The sequence below is a fragment of the Kitasatospora sp. NPDC057512 genome, assembly GCF_042802135.1.
Lineage (GTDB): Bacteria > Actinomycetota > Actinomycetes > Streptomycetales > Streptomycetaceae > Kitasatospora.
In genome coordinates this window covers 1-1,431 of record NZ_JBHVET010001208.1, presented here as the reverse complement: position 1 = coordinate 1,431, position 1,431 = coordinate 1, and the positions used below count along the sequence as shown (strand labels likewise).

Genomic DNA, 1,431 nt, shown 5'->3' with positions numbered 1-1,431 from the left:
CTCCTGGACACCAGGGGCGGGCCGGGGCCCACGGCCGTTCTCCGGCGCGGCCGGTTCGCTCAACCGACGCTCAGCCGGCGCTCACGGAGACCGGAACGCTGGGGTGCACCTCGCGCTCGACCCGCGGCAGGATGTCCGGGATGTAGACCTTCTGGATCGCGTCGCCGCCGTCGTGCGCCTCCCAGGCCTCCCGGGTCGCCCAGCGCTCCACCAGGACGAAGCGGCCCGGGTCGTCCTGCGAGTGGTACGCCTCCCAGCTGACGCAGCCGTCCTCGGCGAGGCACAGCGGCCGCATCCGGGCCAGGGCGTCGGCGACCACCGGGACGCCGTCCGGCTCGGTGACCCTGACGATGACGATGAGGTCGAACATCACTGCTCCTTGGCGGTGGTGGGATCGGTGTCGGCGGCCGCGGCCCGGCCGAGCGCGGGCAGCCACTCGGCGATGGGGGTGAACCGGTAGCCGAGCGAGGCGGCCCGGTCGGCCGACATCGCGAAGTCTGCCGGGCAGGAGAACGGGGACAGGTCGGGGTCGCCCGCCGGGTCCTCCTTCTCGATGACCTGGGCCGTCAGCCCGGTCGCCCCCTCCACCGAGGCAACGACATCGTAGACGTCCGCGGTGTCCGGGGAGGCCACGTTGACCGCGCCGGTCACCTCGTTCACGGCCGCCCAGGCGAGGAAGCCGGCCGCGTCCTCGGCCCGCACCAGCGAGGTCCGGCCCGGCCCGGCGTGGGCCACGATCGGCCGCCCGTCCCGGATCCGGTCGACGTGGAAGCGGTAGCGGCCGGTGAAGTCGCCCTCCTCGGCCAGCACGTGGGCCACCCGGGCCAGCAGCACCGGCACCTGCGCGCGGTCGGTCACCGCGGCCTCGGCCTGGCGCTTGCCCTCGCCGTAGTTGGCCTCCAGGTAGTCGTCGTCCTGCCAGGGCAGGGTGAGGTCGTACGGGTACCCGGCCGGGTCGAGCTCCTCCTCGCGGGCGAGCGCGCCGAACTCCGGTGCGGCGACCGGCCCGCGGAAGGTGTCCCGGTTGTAGACCTCGATGGTGCTGGTCAGCACCAGCTTCCCGGCCCGGTCGCCGAAGGCCTCGCAGGCCTCCACGGCGGCGTTGGGAGTGTAGCACATCTGGTGCACCACGGCGTCGAACCGCTCCCCGGCCACCGCCTCGGCGAGCTCGCCGGGACGGTTGACGTCCGCGCGCAGCCGCCGGACGGAGTCCCCGAACGGGTCCGGGGTCCGGCCGCGGGTGACGAGGGTGACCCGGTGGCCGGCCGCCAGCAGCCGGCGCACCAGCAGCTTGCCGAAGTAGCGGGTCCCGCCGATGACGCAAATGTCTGCCATCTGCTCTTTCCTGTCTCTTTCTCTCTCGTTCCGTCCACGGCCCCGCGACGCGCGACCGTTCCTGGCTCCCTGTCAGGCGGACGCGCTGCCCAGCGC

Annotated in this window: 2 protein-coding genes; both read right to left on the bottom strand. The window is 73.9% G+C overall.

The genetic code is table 11. From position 1 onward, the window contains the following. Positions 1-70: 70 nt before the first annotated feature. Positions 71-370 (bottom strand): putative quinol monooxygenase, encoded by a 300-nt coding sequence (locus ACFU6K_RS38965; RefSeq protein WP_380671405.1) that lies wholly within the window; start codon positions 368-370, stop codon positions 71-73. Beyond that, positions 370-1,335 carry an NAD-dependent epimerase/dehydratase family protein gene (locus ACFU6K_RS38960; RefSeq protein ID WP_380671403.1) on the bottom strand — a complete coding sequence of 322 codons (966 nt, stop codon included), beginning with the start codon at positions 1,333-1,335 and terminating at the stop codon, positions 370-372. The genes ACFU6K_RS38965 and ACFU6K_RS38960 overlap by 1 nt, the downstream gene beginning before the upstream one ends. Positions 1,336-1,431 lie beyond the last annotated feature (96 nt).